The organism is Sulfitobacter sp. HI0040, from assembly GCF_001634885.1.
Lineage (GTDB): Bacteria > Pseudomonadota > Alphaproteobacteria > Rhodobacterales > Rhodobacteraceae > Sulfitobacter.
Genome location: NZ_LWEX01000197.1, coordinates 1 through 5,289 on the forward strand (window position 1 = coordinate 1; position 5,289 = coordinate 5,289).

3 protein-coding genes and 1 pseudogene are annotated in these 5,289 nt (G+C 53.9%); 3 read left to right on the forward strand and 1 reads right to left on the reverse strand.

The features are described 5' to 3' along the window. From A3728_RS11995 to A3728_RS23720, 3 genes and pseudogenes are all read left to right on the forward strand, one after another. The coding region (locus A3728_RS11995; protein WP_150120764.1) for a TrbI/VirB10 family protein at positions 1 to 429 on the forward strand (429 nt) is incomplete at its 5' end. A gap of 82 nt (positions 430 to 511) precedes the next feature. Continuing rightward, a complete protein-coding gene (locus A3728_RS12000; RefSeq protein WP_009804194.1) occupies positions 512 to 1,498 on the forward strand; it encodes an ATPase, T2SS/T4P/T4SS family in 987 nt (328 codons plus the stop codon). A 76-nt stretch (positions 1,499 to 1,574) separates the two neighbouring features. Then, positions 1,575 to 2,564 (forward strand): annotated as a pseudogene (locus A3728_RS23720) (IS3 family transposase); the annotation flags it as partial. A 126-nt stretch (positions 2,565 to 2,690) separates the two neighbouring features. On the opposite strand, the gene A3728_RS12015 reads toward A3728_RS23720, so the two are convergent. Next, positions 2,691 to 5,051 carry a P-loop ATPase, Sll1717 family gene (locus A3728_RS12015; protein ID WP_067267174.1) on the reverse strand — a complete coding sequence of 787 codons (2,361 nt, stop codon included), beginning with the start codon at positions 5,049 to 5,051 and terminating at the stop codon, positions 2,691 to 2,693. Positions 5,052 to 5,289 lie beyond the last annotated feature (238 nt).

The window sequence follows — 5,289 nt, forward strand, 5'->3', positions numbered from 1 at the left end:
CCTCGCGGCTCCCGCCTTTTTGGCCAATATCGCTCCGGCATCGACATGCACCAGAAACGCATCCTGATCGTCTGGACCCGCGTCCTGACCCCGGACGGCACCTCGATGGAAATTGCGGCCGTGGGCGGAGACCAACTCGGGCGCTCGGGCCTCACCGGGCTTGTCGATACGAAGTTCGCCGAGCGCTTCGGCGGGGCGGCACTGATTTCCGTGATCGGGGCCGCGCCGGCCGTGGTGGCCGAGAGCGCCAACAACGAAACCACCAGCATCGTCCTGGGCGGTGTCGGCAGCGATCTTCAGGATGCCGTCGGTTCGGTGATCGCCGACCAGGTGTCGATCGCGCCGACGATCTATGTCGATCAGGGGGCCTCGGTCACCGTGCTGGTGGACCGGGATGTGGTGATCTACGGGGGTTCTGGTTCACAATGAGAAAGAAGCATCTGGTTTCGCGTTCGAGCCGCAGGCGAGAGGCAGCGAAACCAGATTCAATATTACCGGAACTACCGAATTGATGGATCAGGCGTCACCAGCCTCATACCTCGAGCGCTATCTCGACCCGTTCCGCGACCTGCTGCGGCGCGATGACGTGGTCGAGATCGCGATCAATCCGGACGGCAAGGTCTGGCTCGAGGTGGCGGGCGACGCCACCATGCGCCATGAAGGCCAGACCGTGGATCGCACCACCGCCCTCAACATGGCCCAGACCATCGTCGGCGATGCCAAGGCCCGCGTCTCTGAAAAGAACCCGCTCGTCTCCGGCAAGGTGGAATATGCAGGCCGCCCCCTCCGGGTCCAGGTCGCCGTGCCGCCCGCCATTGATCGCGGCGCCTCGATCACCATCCGCCTCTTTGCCTCGGGCAGCGTCCGGGACTACGCACCGGCCTATCTCTTCGGCAAGGCTGTCTCGCTCGATGCCCTCCGCGCCGAGAAGATGAAGAACATTGCCAGTCTCGCCGAAGAAAATCTCGAGGCCGCGCTGCAAACCCTGGTCGAGGCGCGGCTCAACGTCCTGATCAGCGGCGGCACCTCGACCGGTAAGACCACTTTTGCCCGCCACCTTCTGACCCACGTCAGCGAGCACGAACGGCTGATCACCATTGAGGACGCTTTTGAGCTGTTCCCGGGCCAACCCAATACCGTCGCCCTTCTGGCCGACCGCGGTTCCGGCTCGCAACGCAGTGCCAACGCCCTCCTGCAGGCCTCCCTCCGCATGCGCCCCGATCGGATCATCGTCGGCGAGTTGCGAGGCGCCGAAGCCCTGACCTATCTCGAGGCGATCAACACCGGCCATGGCGGGTCGGTCTCCACCATCCACGCGGAAACCGCGGAACTCGCCATCGACCGGCTGGCGATCATGGTATTGCAGGCGGGGACACCGCTGACCTTCGCCGAGATGCGGGAATACATCCGGAAATCCATCGATGTGATCGTGCAGCTTGGACGGGCCGAGGGGAAGCGGGGGATTACCGAGTTTTATTTGCCAAATCAAACAGTATAAGTAGACTTCGTGACTTGAGACCCGTTTCCTCCTCCATTGTGAGGTAGAGTCCGTCCCAACGAAGGAGGCGGACAGAATGAAGAGATCACGGTTCAGCGAAGAGCAGATCATCTCGCTCCTGAAGCAGCAGGAGAGCGGCGTTGCGACGGCGGACGTGTGCCGCGAGCTCGGGATCAGCTCGGCGACGTTCTACAAGTGGAAGGCGAAGTTCGGCGGGCTCGAAGTTTCGGATGCCAGGAGGCTTAAGGCGCTGGAGGACGAGAACGCCAAGCAGAAGAAGCTGTTGGCCGAGCAGATGCTGGACAACGCGATGCTGCGAGACGTTGCATCAAAAAAATGGTGACGCCCGCGGCCAGGCGGGAGGCCGTGGCACATCTGTGCGAAGCGCATCAGGTGAGCCAGCGGCGGGCGTGTTCTGTTCTGGACGTTGACCGGTCGAGCGTGCGGTATCGCAGCGTGCGCCCGGACGATGCGGATTTGCGTCAGGCGATGAAGGTCGTAGCAGCGGAGCGTCGCCGGTTCGGCTATCGCCGCGTGCACGTTATGCTGGAGCGGCAGGGCTGGCGAGTGAACCAGAAGAAGCTGCAGGTAAGGAAACGCGGCGGCCGGAAGCGGGCCCTCGGGACACTCAGACCGATGTTTGTTCCAGAGAAGCCCAACGAACGCTGGAGCCTCGGATTTCGTCTCTGACGCCTTCACCGACGGGCGCAGGTTCCGTGTCTTGGCCATCGTCGACGACTTCAGCCGGGAGTGCCTCGCCCTGGTCGCCGACACCTCGCTCTCGGGGCTGCGTGTCACGCGGGAACTGACCACGATCATGACCCGACGCCAACGACCCAGAACATTTGTCAGCGACAACGAGACGGAACTGACCAGTATGGCGGTGCTCAGATGGTGCCAGGAGACGAGAATCGACTGGCATAGCATCGCGCCGGGCAAGCCGATGCAGAACGGTTTTGTTGAGAGCTTCAATGGCAGCTTCAGGGACGAACACTTGAAGAAAACCCTGTTCTCGTCACTGGCCGAGGCCCGCGAAAAGATCACAACATGGAGGGATGACTACAACGCAACCTGACGCCCGAGGAATTTGCAATGAAATCGAGACTGGAAACCCAGGCCGCATGAGGCCAGAAATCAATCGACGGATTCCCCCAAAGGCTGGAGGGAAGTCGGGTCTCAGGTTTGACTGAATTCAGTCGAACACATCCATTGCTTCAACTTGATCCCAATTGAGCATCATTACCGGCTGTTTTGAATTCATTTTCAATGTAAGGTGCTCAATGAATATTGGATGAATGGCAAAAATCAATGCCGCTAGCACATCCTCGCTTTCCAAATTCTGAGCATATCTTGGATTAAAAAAGTAGAAATCAAAATCATCTAAAGATACCCCCCCTAACTGAACGGCGTCAGCCCGGATACCCAAAAATCCGATCTCATAAAGAAACCTAACTTTCTGCCCAAGCTTACTTATCTCACTACGGCCATACATTTCGAACCGAAGACCTTGCAGCTTTTCACGAAGCTGTTCGCATGAAAGAATCTGTGGGGAAGCCTTAAACGTATCTAGAATTTCCCGCAAATTAGTAAACGTATCTGAAAACTCGCCAAGGAACTCTTCCTCAACAATTCGATGCGTCTGCTCCGAAATAATACGTGCAACATATGACGGAGATACTTTCTCATTTCTTTTGTATGCTAGCTCAGCGCGGGCAACTATCCGTGTATAGTGTAAAAGTACATCCCGCGGCCTAAAAAACGAATGTCGGAGTACGTTCAAGAATAGATCAATAGAAAAGGCCGCGCCATTGATCTTGACGTCAACACTATCTGGAAGTCTCCTTCCGCTTTCTTTCAGGACCTGTCGGAAGCGACCGAGAGCTCGATTTCCTAACTTGTCCAAGCGTGAATCTGGAACTCCCCAGACCACCTGCAATCTCTTCCTCAGCATTGTGAGTAGTTCGTAGGGTTGCCAGCTAATTTCTTCGTTGATCTCCCCAACGATCGCGTCTCTACGGCGCAGTTGCACCTCATAGAGTCTGTCTCTCGGAAGTGGCACGCAGAAATCCAAATGTGGCCCGAGCAACTTATAGAAGTCTTGGTTCGGGGATGAGTTATCTGGGCTACGTAAATGATCGATGAGCTCGACAAGTCCCTGGATCCAGAATATCTCTCGTTGCTCCCACCTACGCCTTTGATCTTCCGGGAGATTTCTATCCTTAATATCTTTTCGATACTTCTGAATTTCGGTGTCGAACCTGTCCAAGCAAAATAGAAATCTTCGATTATTTGGATCTCGTTGAACTGTTTCAATCAGCCCTTGGTACGCGGTACCTAGAAGGTATTCAGTGCAAGACTGTACGTTTATCAATCGTAAAAGGTCAGACTTGAACCGAGACTCATTCACTGTAGATGCTTTCGCTATACAGTCTTCTATGAACTCCCTCACAACCCCGACAGACATATTGAAGAGCGCCTCATATCGACCCGAGTCGCATTCAAATCGTTCCACATGTGCTTTTTTCGGGAGAAGTTTGCCTAAGGAAGTGTCGCCCACGCACGAGATAACACTCTTGACCATGCAAAGAGAAAGAAAGACCGGCCAAATATAGTCGAAGACTTTCGACTCTTCTGCTGTGTAAGTTAAGTCGCCCTCGGCGGATTTGAACGTTAAGTCTTGCAATAGATAGTGAAGATTCCAGTCGTTCACTTCCACGTCGATGGGATCGAAATAGAGTTCCGAGTTCTGAAACTTGTACACTTTCAGGAGCGTCGTTTTTCCAGAGCCCTTTCGACCTGTAAATGCAATTTTGTGATACTTGCCAATAGCTCTAAATGCACTCGTCTTCACAAAAAATTCGTTGGAAAATTCATCTATGGTAAAGCTTGTTCGTTCTGCTTTTCGGAAAAAGGCGTCACTCACCTCAATGCCACCATCCATTCCCTTCTCACAAGATATTGAATCAACTTCGGAAATAGCAACCGGGTCCAACAATATACTATCGACTTCCGTTTGGATTCTATCGAGTTCCGGATCGTTTTCGCGCCAACAGTCGAGAAGATCTCGACAAATGGCGTCAATATCTGGCTTTGTTTTTGAGGCAGTTCTATCTGGTAAATAGGCGGGACCTGTTGTTTGTATCGGCTTGAATTGACTCAAGTCGCGGGTTAGCTCTCTACCATTAAAATAGTTTGGCAACGCTTGATCGGAGTTCGCTTTCCAGACTACTGGTATGAACAAGGGGGGTTTGCCATCCTGTCTCCCTTCCAGCCTATCAACGATAAACATATATTCGGTTAGTACCCCCGACTTAATATGTTGGTCACTCTTTACTTTATAGTCTGGGGAGAAAAGTGCCAGAACTGCGTCTGCAGAAAGTAGATCCTCCTTCATGAACTTCCCTAGGTCGGATCCGCTCCGATTATTGAAGTATGCTTTGAAGTCTACTTTTTCTTCACAGATGTTTGACAAATGCGCCAAGAGAAATTTGATGGCATCTTCATCGCCATCTGCAGTTGAGAACGACACAAAACAACTAATTTTTCTCGGCATGCGTCTTCCCATTTCTAGAGCCAACTACCGTTCAAATTCAACTGTTTGAACTGATCCTGTCAACGGGAAATCCGAATGCTTGCAGATGCACTCGCTATCGTGTCCTGTCGCAACTCCTAATACTGTCAATGCCCCATCAACTCCTCGATGAAATCCTCCCGCGCATCCAACACTGCCTCCCATTCCTTCGGCACCGCCGCGTCCCGATCGAGCGTCTCCGGCTCTGGTTGCCCGCGCC

What these genes read in the sequence shown, in the direction of transcription:
- A3728_RS12015 (WP_067267174.1), bottom strand. Translation starts at nt 5,051, where the DNA reads ATGCCGAGAAAAATTAGTTGTTTTGTGTCGTTCTCAACTGCAGATGGC.
- A3728_RS12000 (WP_009804194.1), top strand. Translation starts at nt 512, where the DNA reads ATGGATCAGGCGTCACCAGCCTCATACCTCGAGCGCTATCTCGACCCG.